The organism is Blautia segnis (assembly GCF_014287535.1).
Lineage (GTDB): Bacteria > Bacillota > Clostridia > Lachnospirales > Lachnospiraceae > Blautia_A > Blautia_A acetigignens.
The window spans coordinates 110,586-130,043 of the sequence record NZ_JACOOT010000009.1 but is presented as its reverse complement, the minus strand read 5'-3'; the positions used below and the strand labels follow the sequence as shown (position 1 = coordinate 130,043).

Here is a 19,458-nt window from a genome sequence, read left to right as displayed (position 1 = left end):
TCAGGCAGGGGATTACACCTCTGCCTGCTCCTTTACTACGCAAATTGATTCTTCATTCTCACCGCAGAGTCCATAAAGATTCAGCCCCTGCTCCCTGTATCTTCTCACATTCCGGACAAAAAGTCCAGTGATCTGCTCTCCTGGCACGATAATAGGAATTCCCGGGGGATAAAGATACACAAACTCCGCGGAAATTTTCCCAATGCTCTCTTCCAGAAGGCAAAACTGAGCCTGCGCCTCCATGGCCTGGGAAATGGACATCAGCTGTTTCATGGAGCCGCATTTGCAGGTGCAGTCTCCATTTCTGCGCTCATCTGTGCGCGCTTCTCCCTCACAGCTCTGGCAAACATCCGGTTTACTTTCCCTGTATTCCTGTTTTCCTGCGTCTGATTCACTTATTATTTTCTGCGCTTCCTGACGGTCAATTTCTTCTACCGCCCTGCAAAGCCGCGAAAATCCCTCTCTGGTATCGCCAACTGCTGCCAGTGCAAGCACATAGTTCTCCGTAGTCATCTCCACTTCCAGATGGTACTTCTCGCGAAGGATCCGGGAAAGCCCTGGTCCGTTCAAAGTGCTGTGGACTGTTGATAAAATCAGCTTGGATCTGTCATAGGCAAATATTTCCGTTCTGTCCTGCGCATCCTTTTCCCCGGATTTCTCGTCTGGTGCCTGGAACAAACGGATATATTCACAGTTACTTAATTGCTTCCGTGCAGTCTCCAGATTTTCTGCAAATTCATCAAACATCCGTCCGCTGTCTTTCTCCAGCTTTGCCACACAGGCGTCCAGACTGGACATAAGAATATAAGACGGACTGCTTGTCTCATAAATTCCCAGGAATCTGCAGATCAGCTTCTCACTTACACGGTCGCTGCAGAGATGGAGCACTGCAGTCTGGGTCATAGCAGGCAGTGTCTTGTGAAAGCTCTGGATCACTACATCTGCACCAAGGTCCACTGCCGAAGCCGGAAAATAGTCCGAAAACCGGAAATGTGCCCCATGCGCCTCGTCAACAATCAACGGAATCCCATAACTGTGGGCAACATCTGCAATCCTTCGCACATCCGACACCACACCGTCATAAGTAGGTGATGTAATGAGAACCGCTTCAATATCCGGATTCTCCTCCAGGCATCTTTCCACACGGGATACGGAAATAGCGCCGTTTATCCACAAATCTGAATCGGATTGTGGATAAATATACGTGGGCACCAGGTCTCGCAGATAAATTGCATGATAAACTGCCTTATGGCAATTGCGGGCTGTCAAAATCCGACCGCCCTTTTTCACAGATGCAGAAATCGCAGCCAATAACCCTGCCGTGCTTCCATTTACACTGAAAAAGCTTCTCTTCGTTCCGTATAAACGGGAAAGTGCATTCTGGGCTTTCAGAAGGATGCCCTCACTGTGATGCAGGTCGTCAAATCCATCTATCTCTGTAATATCCCTCTCAATGGGAAAATCCCCCTCCACGCATGCCTTATTTCTCTTATGTCCAGGCATGTGAAACGGATAAAAATCTGAGTTGCCGTAGTTCTCCAGTTCTTTATACAGTCTTTCCATTTTACCTCTCTGTCTGCCTGTAATTTCAGGACTTTACATTTTAAATCGGTATCCAACTCCCCATATTGTTTCAATGTACTGCGGCTTCGCATTGTTATATTCGATTTTCTCACGGATTTTCTTGATATGGACGGTAACGGTGGCAATGTCTCCCACAGACTCCATATCCCAGATTTCACGGAAAAGCTCTTCCTTGGTAAATACCCGGTTTGGATTCTCCGCCAGGAATGTAAGGAGATCAAATTCCTTAGTGGTGAAAGTAGTCTCTTCCCCATTCACCCACACACGGCGGGCAGTTTTATCAATCTTAATTCCGCGAATCTCAATCGTGTCATTCTTCTGTACCGTGGAACCGATCAGACGGTTATAGCGGTCCATATGTGCCTTTACTCTCGCCACAAGCTCACTTGGGCTAAAAGGCTTGGTCATATAATCATCTGCTCCAAGTCCCAATCCGCGAATCTTATCAATGTCATCCTTCTTGGCGGAGACCATAATGATCGGAGTATTCTTAGCTTCCCTTACCTGACGGCAGATTTCAAATCCATCCACCTCAGGCAGCATCAGATCCAGAATGATCAGATCAAAATCCTCGTTCAATGCTTTCTCAAGCCCCAGGTCTCCTCTGTTGGAAATAACCACCTCAAATCCGGAAAGCTCCAGATAATCTTTCTCAAGCTCCGCAATTGCTTCTTCATCTTCTATGATCAGTATTCTGCTCATTTCATTGGTACCTCCTGGTATTTTCTAAGTACAAAATACATAATAGTGCCGATTCCAAGCCGGCTTGTGGCCCAGACCTTGCCGCCGTGATCTTCCAGAATCTTCTTCACAATGGAAAGACCGATTCCGCTTCCGCCCTTGGAAGAATTTCTGGAAACATCCGTGCGGTAAAAACGGTCAAAAATATAAGGCAGGTCCTTCGGCCCGATTCCCTTTCCATTGTCTTCGATCTCAATCTGGATGAAATCGCCCACATCCTTAATTCGAATCTGGATAATTCCCTTTGGCTTATCCATGTATTTTATAGCATTGCTGATAATATTATGTATAACTCGCCGGATCTGTTCTCCATCAGCGATTACCATAACGTCCTTTTCCACATAATTGGCATATACCAGTTCGATTCCCCGGGTTTCCAGTTCCAGTCCTACTTCTTCTGCGCAGTCTGCAAAATAATCCTCTACATTCAGCTTACCGAAGGTATAGGGAATGCGGTTGGTATCAATTTTAGAATAAAAGGTCAGTTCGTTGATCAGGTGGTCCATCTCGTTGGTCTTATTATAGATGGTGCGCACATAACGGTCCATTTTCTCCGGTGTGTCTGCAACTCCGTCCATGATTCCCTCTATATAGCCTTTTACCGCTGTGATGGGGGTCTTCAGATCATGGGAAATATTACTGATCAGTTCTTTATTCTCTTTTTCAATGAGGTTTTTCTCTTCTGTGGATTCCTTCAGACGGCGGCGCATCTCCTCAAAATCCTGGCATAGCTCTGAAAATTCATCATTTCCTTCCACATCCAGGACGAAGTCAAGATTTCCCTCTTTGATATTCTGCGTCGCTTTTTTTAGTTTCACCAGCGGTACGGCAATGCTTCGGTACACCCACAGACCAACCACAAGCGCAACAGAAATCAGAATAATAAATGCACTGATAAAAAGGTCCTTGGCCATCACATGCACCCTGCCCTGGCTGTCTGCTGAATCTGTTATGGAAATATCATAGACTGTGCCGTCACTTTCCGTCTGAACCTGCGTTTTCTGTGACTGGCTGAAGCCATATAGGGTAGCAGCGAATAAGAGCAGCGGCATCAGAATAATCATGGTGAATCCCAGAATAATTCTTGTTTTCAGCTTCATAGCAGCTTTCTCCTCTTTTTGTCTGTCATAATCTCCGGGCCAAGCGGACATATTGCCAGCCGACGCCATCACAATATATAAAAGTCAGCTTTTCCCGGCATCATATTAGAATTATAGCATAAAGCTGCATTTCCATCTCTAAATTTTCTATTAAAAAAATGGACCGGCGTAAAGCACATTCCAGGCAAGAAAAAAACTGCCCGCAAGAAGGACAGTTTTTATAAAGGGGAATTTCCCTGTAAAGGGCTAACTTGTATATTCAATTACTCCGTATAAGAATTTCCATTTTCGTCGGTCCAGGTTCCATCGCCATTGTCGGTATAACCAGTTCCATTGTCATCACGGTAGTGATATTCGCCATCTGCTTTTTCGGTAACGGTAACCGTCGTGCCGTCAGATGATGTAATGGTATGTTGTTCCATTACAATTCCAAAACGATGTGTTTCATCATTCAAAACAGAATAGGTATTTCCGTACTGATCCTTCCACTGGGTATCCTCATCAATGGCAACATAGCCAACGCCGCTGTCATCGCGGTATGCATAATCGCCGTTGGTCTGCTCTTTAATTGCCACCACGGTTCCATCTTCTGAAGTCAGATATATGGTCCGCAGATTCAGATAAGCTTCCCCATCCGGGTCATCCTCGTCAGCAGTTCCTGCTGTATTTCCGGAATTAGAAGCAGCGGAACCGGCGGATGTGTCCTTTTTCTCAGAGCTGCTGCCAAAAGGATCATTCTTTGATGCATATGCAGTTGCCACATACCCAGTCTGACCCAGATAACTGATCTGATACCAGGATGAACCGTCCTCCCCCATAACAGAGCCTTCACAGGTATAGGAGCTTCCATAATCCCCAAGACCAAGAGAGTCCGCACTGGTAGATGGCTTCTGTCTCACATTCACGCCATCCTTCGAAGTGATATAAAGCTTAAAGGAAGTCGTTTTCTGGATATTTTCACTGGAATTTTTATCAGTGAAAGCGGCTTTTGCTGCAGCAGAGCTTGGCACATTATTCGTCCTGGATTTCGCCTCACTCTTCTGCGCAGTGCCAGATTCACTCTTAGAAGCACTCCGACTGGATGCTGCAGGTGCTGTGGTCTGACCGCTGGTCTCTCCGCATCCTGCCGCAGTATTTATCATAACTACAGCCATAACAGCTGCCATAATTGTTGTTAATAAATTTCTCCTTTTCATACGCGTTTCCTCCTGTTATCATTCTACTTTTGTAGAAGATGGTTATATACTACAACTGTAGAAATAAAATGTCAAGAGTTTTTTCTACAAACGTAGAATTATTTTTTACAACAAAAAAGCCTGGAAAAAACTCTCTCAAGTCTCTCCCAGGCTATTATGGATAACAAATTTCTCACTTGCACGGCGCAGCAATAGCTGCAGCCCCTGATAAATTAAGCAAGATATTTTTTCAGATTCTCAACCTTGTCCAGGTGCTCCCATGGAAGGTCTACATCTGTACGGCCAAAGTGTCCGTAAGCAGAAGTCTGTTTGTAGATCGGACGGCGAAGATCAAGCATCTTGATAATTCCAGCCGGACGAAGATCAAAGTTCTCACGAATGATCTCTACCAGTTTGGAATCAGATACTTTACCAGTTCCAAATGTCTCTACATGAACAGATGTTGGGTGTGCAACACCGATTGCATAGGAAAGCTGGATCTCGCACTTGTCAGCAAGTCCTGCTGCGACAATGTTCTTTGCAACATAACGTGCTGCATAAGCCGCAGAACGGTCAACCTTTGTGCAGTCTTTTCCGGAGAAAGCTCCGCCGCCGTGACGACCTGTTCCGCCATAAGTATCAACGATAATCTTACGTCCTGTCAGACCGCTGTCTCCGTTTGGTCCTCCGATTACGAAACGTCCGGTAGGATTGATAAAGTACTTGGTATCCTCATCTACCATATCAGCTGGAATGATCTCATCGAATACATATTTTTTGATGTCTGCATGGATCTGCTCCTGCGTTACATCCGGATCATGCTGGGTAGAGCATACAACTGCATCAATACGGAATGGCTTGCCATTCTCATCATACTCTACAGTTACCTGTGTTTTTCCATCTGGTCTTAAGTATTTCAGAGTGCCGTCTTTACGAACCTTAGTCAGCTGACGTGCAAGCTTATGTGCCATGTTGATTGCATATGGCATGTACTCTTCTGTCTCATTGGAAGCATAACCAAACTGGATGCCCTGGTCGCCAGCTCCGATAGAATCAAGCTCGTCCTCATCCATCTGGTTTTCCTTCTGCTCAAGTGCTTTATCAACACCCATTGCAATATCTGTGGACTGCTTGTCCAGTGCTGTGATAACTGCGCAGGTATCTGCATCAAATCCGAATTTTCCACGGGTGTAACCAATTTCACGGATTGTTTCTCTTACGATAGACTGAATGTCAATGTTTGCTTTGGAAGTGATCTCTCCCATAACCAGAACAAGACCTGTAGTGGTAGCAGTCTCGCAGGCTACACGGCTCATTGGATCCTGTGCAATCAGTGCATCCAGAATAGCATCGGAAATCGCATCACAGATTTTGTCCGGATGACCTTCAGTTACAGACTCGGATGTAAATAAAATTTTCTCCTTATTTTCCATTTCTTATTTTTTCCTTTCTTCGTTGGACGGGATTTGCATTTCCCGCAAAAAAAGAACAGCCCGGACAAGCGGACTGTCTTATAAATGACGTTTATATAAACAATCCTCTTATTGTTCGATTACTCGCTCAGGTTGGCACCTTCCTCTTCTTCAAGGGGTTGCCGTGGCTTCATAGATCCTATGTATCTCCACCACTCTGAATAAAAGGCTATTCTTCAGTTTTCCTGTTGCAAGCAATACAATATACTGATTGCTTATAAATGTCAATAGACATTTAAGAGGATTTGACTATTTTGTAACAAATCCCTTATAAATTCCTATCAACCTACGCGAAGACGGAATTTCTGGATCTCTTTCTCGCTGGAAACGCGCTCGATCTCAGCACCCAGGCTGCGGAGCTTCTCCTCAAAATTCTCATATCCACGCTGAATATAAACAATATCATCCACAATGGTGATTCCCTCGGCTGCAAGGCCTGCAATTACAAGGGCTGCTCCTGCACGAAGATCCGGTGCGCTTACTCTTGCACCTGTCAGCTTCTCCACACCATCAATGATTGCGGAATTACCCTCAACCTTAATGCATGCACCCATTCTGGAAAGCTCGTCTGCATATTTGAAACGATTCTCAAAAATACTCTCTGTTACAATACTGGTGCCTTCTGCAAGTGCCAGTGTCACTGCAATCTGGGGCTGCATATCTGTAGGATATCCCGGATATGGAAGAGTCTTCACATGAGTACGATGAAGTCTGTTCACAGCGCGTACACGTACTGCATCATCAAACTCCTGTACCTCGCATCCAATCTCCTCAAGCTTGGCTGTGGTAGCCTCAAGATGCTTCGGGATCACGTTTCTTACAGTCACATCTCCGCCAGTAGCTGCTGCCGCGAACATAAAAGTTCCAGCCTCGATCTGATCCGGAATAATGGAATATTCGGTACGGTGAAGCTTCTCCACACCTTTGATACGGATCACATCTGTACCTGCACCCTTAATATTGGCACCCATGCTGTTCAGGAAATTGGCAACGTCTACAACGTGAGGCTCTCTGGCTGCATTCTCAATAATCGTGCGGCCTGGTGCCAGGGATGCTGCCATCATAATGTTAATCGTCGCTCCAACGGAAACCACATCAAGGAAAATATGGCTGCCATGAAGATTTGCTGCCTCTGCAACAATTGCGCCGTGAAGAATATCCACCTTGGCACCAAGGGCTCTGAATCCTTTCAGATGCTGGTCGATTGGACGGCTTCCAATATTGCATCCGCCTGGAAGCGGAACTTCCGCTCTTTTATATTTGCCAAGCAAAGCACCAAGAAGATAGTATGATGCACGAATCTTCTTAATGTACTCATAATCTACACTTACATCCCCAATGGTAGAACCATTGATCTTAACTGTTGACTTGTCAATTCGGTCAACCTGTGCACCGATTCCTGCAATTGCTTCAAGTAAAACATTGATGTCTCTAACGTCAGGCAGATTCTCGATCAGGATGGTCTCATCCGTCATGATAGCTGCTGATAAAATAGCAAGGGCAGCATTCTTCGCACCTGCTATCTCCACTTCACCTACAAGCGGATTTCCACCTTTAATCACATACTGTTCCATAACACACCTCTATTATTCTTACTCCACGAGCTCCTGGCTCTCCTCTGTCTACAGTTCAAACAGACCACCATAAACAGCAGCCTGCCAAGTTACTTATTTATTTCTTTCTGTAGTGTTTCCAAAAGTGCCTGCAGACTTGCTTCCAAATCTTTCCCCTCTTCATCTACCACAATGTCTGCATACTTCTCGTATAAGGGAACACGCTCTTCATACAGACTCTTAAGAGTCTGCCCTTCCTTCAAAAGTACGCCTCTTTTCTTAAGATTTCCAAGTCTTTTCTCAAGAGACTCCAAGGAAAGTCTGAGATACACTACTTTTCCAATTGATTTCAAATGCTCCATCGCTTCACTGCAGTATACCACGCTTCCTCCGGTAGCAATTACAGTGTCTTCCGTTTCTATAGACGCATTTACACGGTTCTCGATGGCCTTGAAACCTTCTTCGCCTTCTTCATCAATGATCTGATAAAGACGTCTTTTTTCTTCTTTTTGTATTAAAAGATCTGAATCTAAAAATTCATATCCAAGTATTTTCGCAAGAACAACGCCCAGAGTGCTTTTACCTGCACCGGGCATTCCAATTAATGTAATATTATTTATTTTCATTCGATATTCCCTTTAATAATAACACAGAATAAACATTATTGCAATCCCATTAAGAAATTGTTACCTATTTCGGGTTTTTGCGCGTTTTTTCCCCTTCTTTACGCTGTATCCGAACGTGCCCAGCTTTTTGCCAAGGCCCAGATATTCTCCATGGGAATACACCATCAGTTTGGATTGATTCAGCTGGAATTTATTGTTTTTATCCATGTAGGCTTCATCCGCATGCACTGCCACAACCTCAGCAAGAAACATGTGATGGGAACCAAGCTTCTCAATCTTTTTCACCTTGCATTCGATATTTACAGGTGACTCTCCGATCATTGGTGCTTTCACATGATCTGCCTTTTCTTTGGTAAGATGAAGCTCCTGGAATTTGTCTACATCTCTGCCGGAGCGCACACCGCAGTAATCGGTAGCGTATGCCAGCTCCTCTGTGGTAAGGTTCAGGACAAATTCCTTCGTCTTGCAGATCATGTCGTAGGAAAATCTGCTGGGACGAACGGAAATGCTTACCATTGGCGGGTTAGTGCACACAGTACCAGCCCACGCCACCGTTATGATATTATCGTTGCCCTCTCCGTCTGTAACGCTGACCATCACAGCTGGAAGGGGATAAAGCATATTGCCTGGTTTCCAGGTCTGTTTTGCCATATTTCTACTCCTCTTTTATGTGAAATAAATGGGCATTAGTTGAAATCATTTGCCATGACCTGAGCAGCCTCCATCATAGCCGGAATCATCTGCTTCTTACGGGAAACTACGCCCTTGAGGTGGAAGCATTCATCTTCAGGCTCCTGCTGGAACGCAATTTTTCCCATCTCCTCGCTGCCCTCTCCGTAATAAATTACATCGGAGGACTCGTCCATAATATTGGTTAACATAAAGTAAACACGGGAAATTCCATGACGGCCGCACTCGCTTACCATAAACGGTTTCAGGCGGGCTTTGATTTCCTGAAGCTCTTCCTCGTCCATGGAGCTGATCTGGCCAACACCAAATGCCACATTTCCCTCTGCAATAAATTTCTTGTAATCCTGATAGAAAATTTCCTCAGGTGCCTTATCCTTCAGATTGCTTCCTGCCTTGAACATTTCTCTTGCAAACTCTTCAATCTTGATATCTGCAATAAGGGCAAGGGCGCTTGCTGCAATCTTATCCTGCTGTGTACAGGTCGGAGAACGGAACATTAAGGTGTCAGAAATAATAGCAGCGCAAAGAAGTCCCGCGATCTTAGGCGGAATTTCCAGTCTCTGCTCGTCATAAATCCGGTAAAGGATTGTCGCTGTACAGCCTACCGGCTCATTTCTGAAGTTGATAGGCTTCATGGTTTCAAGAGAACCAAGCTTATGATGATCGATGATCTCAAGAATTTCTGCTTTCTCAATATTGTCAACAGCCTGGTCTTTCTCATTGTGATCTACAAGAATGACCTGCTTCTTGTGCATATCCAGGAAATTTCGTCTGGAAATGGTTCCCACGCATTTTCCCCTTTTATTGATAACCGGGAAAGCACGGTGACGGTGCTTGATCATAACATCCTGAATATCATCAGTGAAATCCTCCGTGCTGAAAGTAACCAGATTATCTTTTTTCATCACGTAATTTACCGGAATACTCTGGTTGATCATTCGGGCAATCGTGTAAGTGTCATATGGGGATGTAATAATAACGATCTGCCTCTCATGTGCTTTCTGAATTACCTTCTCACTTACCTGGATATTCATTCCCACAATAATGCAGCTTACGTTCATCTCAATTGCTTTTAGCTGATCTTCTTCACGGTTTCCAAGAATAACCATATCGTTTTCTTCGATGTATTTCTTCATCATCTCCGGATCTGCGGTTCCGATGAGGATTTTTCCTTTGGTAAAATAACCGTGTCCGTTTCCTTCTACAATCTCACCGTCAAGGGTATCCTTGATCTTGTTGTACTGGGTTCTGGCGTTGGCAAGAAGATAGCTGTCCTTGGTATCCATATAAATATCGGCAATATCTCCGATGGTTACGATTCCCTCCAGTTCATCATCACTGTTGCAGATAGGAAGGGTAACAATTCCCTTGTTCTGCATCATATCCCAGGCATTTTTCAGGGACATGGTGCGGTCTGCATCCGGCTTCGGACGAATGTCCATATCCTTTACCTGCGTTCCAATGTTTCCCAGATAGGCTGGCGGCTGCACGCCAAAACGGTTCAGCACATACTGGGTCTCCTCATTGATCTGGCCTGCGCGTCTTGGAATGTAGCGCTTGGTCTGAGTGGTTCTGTTCTTGATATCAGCATAAGCAATCGCGGAGCAGATGGAATCTGTATCCGGATTTTTGTGTCCCATTACAAATACTTTCTGATTCTTCATTCACATTCTTCCTTCTGTTAGTTCAGCTTAATGTTTGCAAATAATGAGCCCAGGGATGTGGTTGCTTCTTCTCCTGACTGTGGAATTTCGATTTCCTCTTCTTCCACTTCTTTTGCCATCATATCGGTTGCTTCCTTGATGCTCAGGCTCAGCTTGCCGTCTTTTACTGCAGTAACCTTTACCTTTACTTTGTCTCCTACAGCAAGTACTTCAGATGGTTTGCGGATTCTCTTCTCGCAGATCTGGGAAATATGTACCAGTCCGGATACGCCGTTTCCAAGGTCTACAAATGCACCGTATGGCTGAAGGCTTTCTACTGTTCCTTCTGTTACAAAGCCTGGCTGGATATTGGAAATTTTATTCTTTCTTTCCTCTTCTGCTTTCTCTCTGAGGATTTCTTTGGCTGAAAGAATCAGCTTCTTGTCCTCTTTATCTACGTCAATTACCTGAACCTGGATATGTTTGTTCAGGTATTCGTTGGTATCTTCTACATAGCTTAAGGCAAGCTTGGATGCAGGGATAAAGCCGCGCACGCCTTCTACATAGACAACTGCGCCGCCGTTTACAACGCCTTTTACAACTACGTCAAGAACTTCGCCGGAAGCTTTCATTTCTTTTAATTTATCCCATGCGAGAACATCTGTTGCCTCTACTTTGGATAAAAGGATGTTGCCGTTTCCGTCATCTTTTCTTACTACTGTTGCGGAAACTTCATCTCCTGGATGTACCTCTTCTTTTACGTTAAATCCAGGTTCTCTGCTGTAATCCTCTATCGGGATGATTCCTTCTGCATAATATTTCAAATCTACAATAATTTCTTTATCATCTACACTCACAACTGTTCCTGTAAGAATGTCGCCTTCTTCAATTTTCTTAAAAGAAGCTTCCAGTTCAGCTTCGTAATCTTTCATTGTCTCTGCCATGACCTATGACTCCTTTCCTAATTTGGAAAAACCGCGGGATTCGCGAAACTATGTGCTTTGCCCGACGGAAACCGCGAATTCCGCTGCGCTCCGTTTGCGTAGCGCCAAAAACATGTGCTACGCCCATGTTTTTGGCTTCATTATAGCACACCAATATTTCCTTGCAAATAAAAAAATCCCCGTATAAAACGAGGAGTGCCCCGACAGTGGCTGCCGGGGCGATTATTATGAAAAAATTTTATGTGTAATGGTGTCATTACAACGTCTTCTGTGTGTGTTCTTTCGAACTGATTATATAGTATCAGATACTTATGAACAAAATATGAACTATTAATGAACTTTTGGTTTATTTGCACAATTTATCTTTTCGTTTTCCTCTATTTTTATAAAAATAACACATCACGTTTCACGCTTTAGTTTGATAAAGCTATACATTTTGCACATTTTCTTATTTTTATTCAAACAATCCTTTTACAAAATCAATTAGTTTTGCCACAAGACCTTTGGCATCATCCTTTGTCACACCCATATCTTTCAGTTTGTTGTACACAGAATTTACATCACTTCTCAGTGCATCCTCATTGATCTGTGCATCCAGAACCTTGCGTACAACGGAAACAAGAGAATCTGCCTAGGAATCGGATAAGGTTACACTGAAATGGTCTGCTGCCTGAGTGATGGCACTTCTTACCTGGTCATCTGTAATATTTTGCTGGTCAACAAGATCCTTGGCATACATAATAATATCAACTGCCTTCTGGGGATCGGAAGCAAGAAAATCAATTCCGCTGTCAAGAAGACTCTCTACCACTTCAGTGTCTGTTGATGCCATAACCGGCATTGGTGCGGAACATGCAAGAACTCCTGCAAGAATAAGTGCTGCTGATTTTTTCATTTTTATCATGATAGTTACCTCCTGATTAACGTTTCGTTCACAAATTACCTGAAACTGGTCACAAATGAGCTGATACCTCTTCATATCTGGTATATTTGTCCTGTTTCGTCCCAAAACCATTCAAATATACACACCTCATTCTCTTCCAGATTCCAGCCTATTATACTACATTCCTCTTTTGAATTTGTAAAATGCATCTAAAAACTTCATAATATTTTTATAACTAATGCTCAAAAAAGGGGCTTTTTTCCAGCGGTTACAAATCTTTTCAATTTCGTTCACTAATTTTTCATAAGATAAACACGATTCTTTCAAACTTTCCCGATATACTAACATCATAAAAATAATAACAGCCAACATTATTTTTATAAAATTTCTTTTTCATATGTCAGTCACTTAGAAGTGATTGACTCTCCTTCCTTTTAAAAAATATATTTGAGACAAAATAAAAATCACCCGTCTAGCCACCGGGTGATTTTTATTTGTAATATCAGGGTTCCAAACTTAAAAGCGTTAGAGCGTGTTTGCATGGTAACGCTTTTAAACTTGGAACCCACAAACATGAAGAAGTAGCGATTTACGCAGTAAATCAGCGGATTCTGAATGTTTGTAGGATTGCGGGAGCAGCTAAACTGCGTAGCAATCCGCAGATATTAAGAACGGGGCCAAAGCCCCGTTCTTACCTTCCTTCTTATCTTAATTTATGAAACGCATTCGCCAGATCCGCAAACTCCTTCAATGTAAGAGCCTCGCCCCTTACGTTTGCCGGAATTCCGGTCTCAGCCATAGCTTTCTCAATCTCTTCTTTGGAAAAATCCAGCTCCTGTGAATTCTTCAGCCCATTTATCAGTGTCTTGCGTCGCTGGTTAAAGGATGCACGAATCAGCCTGAACATCAGCTTCTCATTCTCCACCTGTACCGGCGGCTCCTCATAGCGCACCAGCTGGATCACAGCGCTTCCCACCTTTGGTCTTGGCATAAAACAGTTCGGCGGAACATTGGCAATAATCTGGGGCTTCGCATAATACTGTACAGCCAGCGACAATGCGCCATAATCCTTCGTTCCTGGTCCAACCTGCATTCTGTCCGCAACTTCCTTCTGCACCATAATGGTGATAGAAGAAATGGGGACATGATTCTCAAAAAGTCCCATGATGATCGGTGTGGTAATGTAGTACGGAAGATTCGCAACAACCTTGATGGGCTTTCCGCCGTTTTTCTCCTGCGCCAGCGCCGCAATATCCACTTTCAGGATATCCTCATTGATCACAGTCACATTATCCCAGTCCTTAAGCGTGTCATTCTCCAGAATAGGAATCAATGTTTTATCAATCTCCACAGCCACAACTTCCCTGGCGGCCTCCGCCAGATACTGGGTCATAGTTCCAATACCAGGTCCAATTTCCAGAACGAAATCATCCTTGGTAATCTGGGAAGCATTGATAATTTTTTCCAGAACGTGAGTATCAATAAGAAAATTCTGACCAAACCTTTTCTGGAAAGCAAAATTATACTTTTGAAGGACTTCAATGGTATACTTCGGGTTTCCTAAATAAGGTCTGGTCATGTTCATTTCCTCTTTCTTTAAAATATTGTCAGCGGTTAAGCACCACTGCTCTGTCATTATTTATTTCGCAAAATCTTTCTCATAGAGAACCGTAAATCCATCACGGTCCACTCTCTTTTTCTTGTTGAACTTCAGAAGTCCGCCCTGAGATTTCGCCATTGCAGTGTCAAGCATTTCCTTCACTGCACCGATGTTCATTGGCTGGTCTTCCTTCTGGTTCACACCAATCAGATTATACAATGCAAGCATTCCCATCTGATCGATCTTAAATCCATTTTCTTTCGTATAAACTCTTGCGAAGTTTACAAGCTCGTCATTGGTAAATACCGGAATGTTGATCATGGACGTGAATTTCTTCGCAAATTTCGGGAATCTGGCAATCAGCTTGCGCATTCCGATCTTCTCATCCTCAATGATCACAGTAAGTCCGTCTGTACGGAACTCCATAGCTTTATCCAGAACCTCCACTGTCTCTGCAGTAAGCTGGTTGGCATTCTCAATAACCAGGAAACCGCCGCGAAGCTTATTCACTACTTTCGCAATCTCCATATCGTTCAGCTGGTCTGCAAATACATATGCCACCTTGGATGCCGGCAGATTCAGTTCTTTACAGATTGCCGGAATCAGGCTTGCGATCAGTCTGGTCTTACCTGTCTCCTTGCCGCCCATAACAATGACGTTTCCAGTCTTGGAGGTCTTGTCAGCTGCTGCCATCTGCACATCGCAAAGTGCACTGATCAGCTGTTCCTTCATTCCCGGAACCTTTACAAAGTATGTAAACAGCTTCTTCTCATCATCTGTAAGAGTTTTCTCCCTCGGAATAATATCTGACGGATTATTTTTCTTCTTCGGCTGGATGGAATCGATGAACTGCTCCAGTTCCTCTTCCTCACTAAGAGGTGCCTTCTCAGCTTCTTCTTCCTCATCTTCAGACTCGTATTCGGAATCCTCGTCATACTCATCGTCTTCAGAATCATCATCCACTTCTTTCGCATCCTCTACGGCTGCAATATTGGGAACTTCGTCTTCATCCTGTCCCATGCTTTCCTTAAGCATATTGGCAATGAACTCGTCCTCAGACATAGCTTCATCTGCATTTCTGCGTCCAGCTGGTCCGTTCATGAATTCATCCTCTGCTGCCTGAAGATCTTCCTCACTTAAAAATTCCTCTTCTTCAAGCTGTACAACAGGTTTTTTCTTCTTATGGGATTTCTTCGGAACTTCTTTTGCAGCCTCTGCAATTTCCTCGTTCTCTTCCTCTATTTTTGCTTCATCCGGATGCTCGTCCGGAATCTCAATTCCCTGTGCGGATGCAGCAGCAAGGATGGTATCCTCAAGATTGAAATCCTTCAGATCAGCTTCCGGCTTCTCTTCTTCCGCTGCTTCCTCTTTTTCTTCAGAGTCATCGCCAAAAAGATTATTCTGTGCAGGTGCCTTTGGAATTTCCACTTCATCCGGATTCATATTCTTCATGGATTCCGGAATATTCAGGGTCGGCATTTTCAGAGGTGCTGCCTCCTGGGACTCCTCTTCTGTTTCTGTGGTGTCCTGCTCTGCTTCAACCGATTCTTCTGCAGTTTCTTCAGCATCTGTTTCTGCTTCAGCAACTTCCTCTACAGCTTCTTCTGTATCCTCAGTAGTCTCAGGCTCTTCAACACTTTCACCTTCCGCAGCCTCATCTGCACTGCTGTCGGCATCAGCCTCAGAATCCTGCTCTGCTGGATTCTCCTCAACTTCAACCTTTTTCTCTTCTTTCACCTTTCCGGTCTCCGGCTCAAGCTCCGGTACGCTTGCGTACTCTTTCTCAGTTGCTGGATCACGGAGCATTTCTTCCTGAACTTCTTCGCTTGTCACAGAAGAAGCCATGCTGTCTTCTGTCTCTTCCATCTTGCGGCTTCCGAAAATATCGCGAAGACCTTTGGAAATCTTATCCTGGAGACTCTCCACCTCATCCAGCTCTTCAGACTTGATCTGAATGCTCTCGATTTCCTGCTCACCTGATTTAGTCTGAGGCTCAGCAGACTTTTCTTCTGCCTCTACCTTGATGCTGTCCACATCCTCAGGCTTCAGAAGCTTGGGCACAAACTGCTGCTCATAGCGCTCTTTCTCTTCACCCTTAAGGGCACCCATACGCTGCTTCAGGTCCATGGCTTTCATAACATAGCTGCCTTCATTAAACCAGAGGATGATCTCATTGCAAAGCTCAAGACATTTCTCTTTGTCTCCGTCCTGATAATACAGTTTGGCAAGCTCATAGGACCATTTCTCGGTAAATTCCTTCTCCTTATAGTCCTCCAGAACCTTGATCTGCTCTGCGAGAGGTGCTTTCTTCTCTCTCAAAATTTTGTACTTCAGAATGTACTGGGTATTGTCATTCGGCGCAACCTCTCTATACTCCTCATAGTATTCCACCGCATCGGAAACATCTCCCATTTTCAGTGAAACCTCTACCAGGCGATAAAGAATATTCTTGCCAATAGAAGCTCTGTGATAAGCAAGGAGGAAAATTTCCTTACTGTCCTCATAGCGCTTATTGGCTGCGTAAATCTCACCAACCACACAAAGTGTCCGAACATTTTTTACCCGGCGCCAGTCAATGCTGTCGACTACATTCATAGCGCCTTTATAATCTTTCTGTTCTACTAAATGGTTAATCTCTTCAAGTTTAACCCGAAATTCTTCTTTATCCAAAATTTTCACCAACTTTCCATAGTTACTGCAAGTTTAGCATAACCTATTCTACTTCGCAAGCTTATTTATGCGGCAAATAAACCTGTCCCGCCACAACATGAAAAACTTTATTGATCTGAAACTGATGACTGATAAAATCATCCAGGCCAGTGCATGTGATCATGGTCTGGATATCGTGTATGCTTTCAAGAAGATAATTCTGCCTGCTGCTGTCCAGCTCGGAAAGCACATCATCCAGAAGCAGTACCGGTTTGTCGTGAACGATCTTCTCCACCAGATAAATCTCCGAAAGCTTCAGGGAAAGCGCAGCCGTCCTCTGCTGCCCCTGTGAGCCATACTTGCGGATATCAATTCCATTTACCGAAACCATCAGGTCATCCCTGTGCGGTCCCGAAGATGTCATTTTCATCCGAAGATCCCGGTCACGGTTCCGCCAGAGACTCTGCTCCAGCTCTTCACTCTCCACACTTGGCTCATAGATCACTTCTATATTCTCAATGCCGCCAGTAAGATTCCGGTGAATTTCCCTGATGATCTCATTCAGCGCTTCCACGAATTCTCTTCTTTTTTCAATAATTTTCCGTCCATAGGTAACCAGCTGCATGTCCCATACATCCAAAGTGGAACCAAGTTCTGGCTGCCTGTACATGTCCTTCAGAAGCTTATTTCTCTGATTCAGAACGTGGTTGTAGTCTGCAAGATCCGTGAGATACAGCTTATCCAGCTGGCAAAGCTCTGCATCCATAAACCTTCTTCGCTCTCCCGGTCCGTTTTTGATAATGTTCAGATCCTCCGGGGAAAAGAAAACCAGGTTCACCACTCCCAGCAGTTCCCTGGCCTTCTTGATGGGAAGTCCGTTGATTGCCACACCTTTGGCTTTATTTTTCCGAAGGTGCATGTCGATCTTGTAGGTCATGGAATCCTTTCCTACCATCATCCGGATATGGGATTCCTCCTGGTCAAACCGAATAATTTCTTTATCCTTGCTTCCTTTGTGGGATTTGCTCGTCCCGCAAAGATAGACAGATTCCAGAATGTTTGTTTTTCCCTGGGCATTGTCCCCGTAGAAAATATTCGTTCCTTTGTCAAAAGAAAGCTCCAATGACTCATAGTTTCGAAAATTGCTTAATTTTATGGATTCAATATAAGCCATATTACTCGTTTCCTGACAGAACCTTCACATCCTGGCCGTTATAGGAAATAACGTCACCGCCATAAACCTTGCGGCCTCTTCTGGTGTCCACTTCTCCGTTTACTTTCACAAGCCCGTCGTTAATCACATATTTGGCTTCAACACCATCGGAAACAAGGTCAGCCAGTTTCAGTGCCTGGCCCAGCTTGATAAATTCATCTCTGATTCTGATTTCCAAAAATATACCTCCTGCTGCCCTTTCGGCAGCCTTTCCTGTCTTACCAAAAGCCAGCTTTATCTTGCCTGGTTCTGATTTATATTAACTGGTAAGATTAGATATGTGTAAGTTTCCTCTTCATCTCTGATAAAGCACGGTGCCTTCGGGTTTACCAGATAAATGTCGATCATTTCATCATCAATAACCTTAAGGGCATCGATCAGGAACTTGGGATTAAATCCAATCAGGATATCTTTTCCCTCTTTCTCAATATCAATGTCCTCATTCATGGAACCCATAGCGGAATCAATCTTCAGCTCCATATTGTTATCTGTGATATGAATAATGATTGGTTTCTTGTCTCCCTCTCTTACAAGAAGTGTGGCACGATCGATACAATCCAGAAATTCCTTTTTGTTTATGGAAAGCTTGGTCTCATAATCACTGGAAAGCATCTGGTCAATACGGAAATATTCGCCCTCGATCAGACGGGAAACTACCATTGTCTGGTCAAATTCGAATAAAATATGGTTATTTGTAAAGTAAATACTTACCACATCATCCATTTCTCCGGATAAAATCTTGCTGATCTCGTTCAGAGTCTTGCCAGGAACCACAACTTTGCGGTCAGAATAGTCTTTCTTGAGAGGCATTTTGCGGATCGCAATACGGTGTCCATCCAGGGAAACAATTTTCAGACAATTGTTCTTAATTTCAAACAGCTCACCAGTCATTAATTTGTTGTTATCGTTGACTGCAATTGAGAATATTGTCTGATAAATCATATTCTTTAATGTATATTGAGAGATAGTTAATGGGTCATCTCGCTCAATCATCGGTAAATATGCGAAATCTTCACCAGATTTTCCTGGAATATTGAATTTTGCTTTCTCACAAGTGATGGTTGCAGTGTATTTATCATCTGTTTTGATGGTAACATCGTTGTCTGGAAGTCTGCGGATAATCTCATAAAAGATCTTTGCATTCAGAGCAACCATACCTTTTTCTTCTATAGAACCTTCAACAATTGTTTCGATTCCAAGTTCCATGTCATTGGTTGTAAACTTGATCTGGTTAGCAGTTGCATCAATCAGAATACATTCCAGAATTGGCATTGTTGTTTTGGAGGGTACAGCTTTTAATGAAATGCTGACGCTCTTCAACAGGTTTGTTTTGGAGCAAATGATTTTCATAATGTGTATAACTTCCTTTCTGGAGAAAATGGGTTTTTCATTAAATATATTTAAGAAGATATCCGCAGTATCCGCCGTAGGGGGTGTGAATATGTGAAAAACTCCCTTCCGCCCAGTGATTAAAAGGGTTTCGGATATGGATAACTTCGTGTAAAACTATTGGATTAGGGTGTGAATAACCTGTGTAAAACCACATTCGCGATTTTTAAGGCAAAAGTTATTCACATTAATACAC

General features: G+C 43.7%; 16 protein-coding genes and 1 riboswitch. All 16 genes read right to left on the bottom strand.

All coding sequences use genetic code 11. The features are described from left to right. Positions 1 to 12: 12 nt before the first annotated feature. Entirely contained in the window at positions 13 to 1,563 is a 1,551-nt protein-coding gene (locus tag H8S54_RS04020; protein WP_186900966.1) for an aminotransferase class I/II-fold pyridoxal phosphate-dependent enzyme, read from the bottom strand. Positions 1,564 to 1,596: 33 nt separating this feature from the next. After that, positions 1,597 to 2,286 (bottom strand): response regulator transcription factor, encoded by a 690-nt coding sequence (locus H8S54_RS04015; protein WP_021924427.1) that lies wholly within the window; start codon positions 2,284 to 2,286, stop codon positions 1,597 to 1,599. Further along, complete coding sequence (locus H8S54_RS04010; RefSeq protein ID WP_173767920.1) at positions 2,283 to 3,425, bottom strand: sensor histidine kinase; 1,143 nt, start codon at positions 3,423 to 3,425, stop codon at positions 2,283 to 2,285. Before H8S54_RS04010 ends, H8S54_RS04015 begins: the two co-directional genes overlap by 4 nt. 263 nt (positions 3,426 to 3,688) lie before the next feature. Then, on the bottom strand, positions 3,689 to 4,621 hold the full coding sequence (locus H8S54_RS04005) for an SH3 domain-containing protein (protein ID WP_186900965.1): 933 nt from the start codon (positions 4,619 to 4,621) through the stop codon (positions 3,689 to 3,691). A 212-nt stretch (positions 4,622 to 4,833) separates the two neighbouring features. Continuing rightward, positions 4,834 to 6,033, bottom strand: a complete 1,200-nt coding sequence (metK, locus tag H8S54_RS04000) for a methionine adenosyltransferase (RefSeq protein WP_021924424.1) — start codon at positions 6,031 to 6,033, stop codon at positions 4,834 to 4,836. Positions 6,034 to 6,138: 105 nt separating this feature from the next. After that, positions 6,139 to 6,240: riboswitch (SAM riboswitch) on the bottom strand. Between the two features lie 113 nt (positions 6,241 to 6,353). Further along, entirely contained in the window at positions 6,354 to 7,646 is a 1,293-nt protein-coding gene (locus tag H8S54_RS03995; RefSeq protein ID WP_021924423.1) for a UDP-N-acetylglucosamine 1-carboxyvinyltransferase, read from the bottom strand. 89 nt (positions 7,647 to 7,735) lie between these two features. Beyond that, positions 7,736 to 8,251 (bottom strand): shikimate kinase, encoded by a 516-nt coding sequence (locus tag H8S54_RS03990; protein ID WP_021924422.1) that lies wholly within the window; start codon positions 8,249 to 8,251, stop codon positions 7,736 to 7,738. A 60-nt stretch (positions 8,252 to 8,311) separates the two neighbouring features. Beyond that, on the bottom strand, positions 8,312 to 8,902 hold the full coding sequence (locus H8S54_RS03985) for a flavin reductase family protein (protein ID WP_021924421.1): 591 nt from the start codon (positions 8,900 to 8,902) through the stop codon (positions 8,312 to 8,314). A gap of 35 nt (positions 8,903 to 8,937) precedes the next feature. Further along, the gene (locus tag H8S54_RS03980; RefSeq protein WP_117849622.1) at positions 8,938 to 10,605 is read right to left on the bottom strand and encodes a putative manganese-dependent inorganic diphosphatase; all 1,668 of its coding nucleotides are present in this window, start codon (positions 10,603 to 10,605) and stop codon (positions 8,938 to 8,940) included. Positions 10,606 to 10,622: 17 nt separating this feature from the next. Next, on the bottom strand, positions 10,623 to 11,528 hold the full coding sequence (locus H8S54_RS03975; RefSeq protein ID WP_186900964.1) for a S1 RNA-binding domain-containing protein: 906 nt from the start codon (positions 11,526 to 11,528) through the stop codon (positions 10,623 to 10,625). 631 nt (positions 11,529 to 12,159) lie between these two features. Further along, entirely contained in the window at positions 12,160 to 12,432 is a 273-nt protein-coding gene (locus H8S54_RS03970) for a hypothetical protein (protein ID WP_186900963.1), read from the bottom strand. A gap of 682 nt (positions 12,433 to 13,114) precedes the next feature. Then, positions 13,115 to 13,990 carry a 16S rRNA (adenine(1518)-N(6)/adenine(1519)-N(6))-dimethyltransferase RsmA gene (gene rsmA, locus H8S54_RS03965; RefSeq protein WP_186900962.1) on the bottom strand — a complete coding sequence of 292 codons (876 nt, stop codon included), beginning with the start codon at positions 13,988 to 13,990 and terminating at the stop codon, positions 13,115 to 13,117. A gap of 60 nt (positions 13,991 to 14,050) precedes the next feature. Further along, positions 14,051 to 16,681 carry a P-loop NTPase family protein gene (locus H8S54_RS03960; protein ID WP_243176625.1) on the bottom strand — a complete coding sequence of 877 codons (2,631 nt, stop codon included), beginning with the start codon at positions 16,679 to 16,681 and terminating at the stop codon, positions 14,051 to 14,053. Between the two features lie 61 nt (positions 16,682 to 16,742). Further along, positions 16,743 to 17,834: a DNA replication/repair protein RecF gene (gene recF, locus H8S54_RS03955; protein WP_021924415.1), complete on the bottom strand. Its 1,092-nt coding sequence runs from the start codon at positions 17,832 to 17,834 to the stop codon at positions 16,743 to 16,745. Position 17,835: 1 nt separating this feature from the next. After that, positions 17,836 to 18,057, bottom strand: a complete 222-nt coding sequence (locus H8S54_RS03950; protein WP_408610255.1) for an RNA-binding S4 domain-containing protein — start codon at positions 18,055 to 18,057, stop codon at positions 17,836 to 17,838. A gap of 50 nt (positions 18,058 to 18,107) precedes the next feature. Then, positions 18,108 to 19,223 carry a DNA polymerase III subunit beta gene (gene dnaN, locus H8S54_RS03945; protein WP_021924413.1) on the bottom strand — a complete coding sequence of 372 codons (1,116 nt, stop codon included), beginning with the start codon at positions 19,221 to 19,223 and terminating at the stop codon, positions 18,108 to 18,110. Positions 19,224 to 19,458: the final 235 nt, after the last annotated feature.

Bases quoted from the DNA above. Each gene is read 5' to 3' on its own strand.
- H8S54_RS03975 (WP_186900964.1), bottom strand. From the start codon at position 11,528: ATGGCAGAGACAATGAAAGATTACGAAGCTGAACTGGAAGCTTCTTTT.
- rsmA (WP_186900962.1), bottom strand. From the start codon at position 13,990: ATGACCAGACCTTATTTAGGAAACCCGAAGTATACCATTGAAGTCCTT.
- H8S54_RS03985 (WP_021924421.1), bottom strand. From the start codon at position 8,902: ATGGCAAAACAGACCTGGAAACCAGGCAATATGCTTTATCCCCTTCCA.
- H8S54_RS04020 (WP_186900966.1), bottom strand. From the start codon at position 1,563: ATGGAAAGACTGTATAAAGAACTGGAGAACTACGGCAACTCAGATTTT.
- H8S54_RS03990 (WP_021924422.1), bottom strand. From the start codon at position 8,251: ATGAAAATAAATAATATTACATTAATTGGAATGCCCGGTGCAGGTAAA.
- H8S54_RS04010 (WP_173767920.1), bottom strand. From the start codon at position 3,425: ATGAAGCTGAAAACAAGAATTATTCTGGGATTCACCATGATTATTCTG.
- H8S54_RS04015 (WP_021924427.1), bottom strand. From the start codon at position 2,286: ATGAGCAGAATACTGATCATAGAAGATGAAGAAGCAATTGCGGAGCTT.
- H8S54_RS03995 (WP_021924423.1), bottom strand. From the start codon at position 7,646: ATGGAACAGTATGTGATTAAAGGTGGAAATCCGCTTGTAGGTGAAGTG.
- H8S54_RS03970 (WP_186900963.1), bottom strand. From the start codon at position 12,432: ATGATAAAAATGAAAAAATCAGCAGCACTTATTCTTGCAGGAGTTCTT.
- H8S54_RS03980 (WP_117849622.1), bottom strand. From the start codon at position 10,605: ATGAAGAATCAGAAAGTATTTGTAATGGGACACAAAAATCCGGATACA.
- H8S54_RS04005 (WP_186900965.1), bottom strand. From the start codon at position 4,621: ATGAAAAGGAGAAATTTATTAACAACAATTATGGCAGCTGTTATGGCT.
- dnaN (WP_021924413.1), bottom strand. From the start codon at position 19,223: ATGAAAATCATTTGCTCCAAAACAAACCTGTTGAAGAGCGTCAGCATT.
- recF (WP_021924415.1), bottom strand. From the start codon at position 17,834: ATGGCTTATATTGAATCCATAAAATTAAGCAATTTTCGAAACTATGAG.
- metK (WP_021924424.1), bottom strand. From the start codon at position 6,033: ATGGAAAATAAGGAGAAAATTTTATTTACATCCGAGTCTGTAACTGAA.